This is a genomic window from Rhizobacter sp. P2_H2, assembly GCF_056403375.1.
Map to the genome: position 1 here is coordinate 1 of NZ_JBFUFP010001576.1, position 880 is coordinate 880.

1 protein-coding gene is annotated in these 880 nt (G+C 71.9%); it reads right to left on the reverse strand.

Annotated elements, in window-relative coordinates; translation table 11 throughout:
• A partial coding sequence (locus tag AC1D15_RS34845) for a LapD/MoxY N-terminal periplasmic domain-containing protein (protein ID WP_477829672.1) occupies positions 1–856 on the reverse strand: 856 nt, incomplete at its 3' end.
• Positions 857–880 lie beyond the last annotated feature (24 nt).

Below are 880 nucleotides of genomic sequence, written 5' to 3' on the forward strand. Positions count from 1 at the left end.
CGGCATGGCCGAGGGTCCGGTTCAACCCGGCCAGGTCGAGCACGCGCAGCAGCACCAGGCCGCCCTCGGCCGCGCCGTCCTCGCGCTGCAGCATCACGGCCAGCTGGCCGAGGAAATGCGCCCGGTTCGACAGGCCGGTCAGCCGGTCGCAGTTGGCCTGCTGGCGCAGCCCTTCCAGCTGCTCGGCCTGCGCCTGGAACGTGATGCGCAGGCGCCCCACCATCGTGTTCATCGCCTGCGTCACGCGGCGCAGCTCCGGCACGCCGGGCTCGGGCACCGTGGTGAACTCGCCGCGCACCAGCGCCTGCGCCTGGTCGACCACCGAATCGAGCGGCCGCCGGATGCGCCGGATCATCAGCGTGCCGGCACCGCCCGCCAGCAGCCCGACCAGGCCGAGCGCCAGCGCCGACCACAGGCTGCTGCGCCACAGCTCGTCGTGCGCATAGCCGCTCTGGCTGATCAACTCGACGCGGCCGAGCGCGCGCCAGCCATCCGACACCTGCGCCACGCCCTGCGGGGCGGAGATCGGCACCAGCCGCGCGAACCAGCCCGGCGCCTCGCGCGGGGCGCCGGAGGCCTCGCGCTGGAAGGCCACGCTGCCGTCGCTCGCGACGAAGCGGATGCGGCTGTAGTAGCCGCTGTCGAACTGCGCGGCCAGCAGCAGGTTCATCAGTTCCTTGTCGCCATGCTGCTGCGACAGCGCGAGCGCCAGTGCCGTCGCGTTGTCGGCGTTCTTCACGCCCARCTGGGTCTGCAGGTAGCCGCGCGCCGATTCGACCGCGACGGTCACGCTGCCGGCAAAGGCCAGCAGCACCGTGCCCAGCAGCAACAACCAGATCTGGCGGATCAGCGACATGCTCTCTCCCTCGTTCGTTGACTC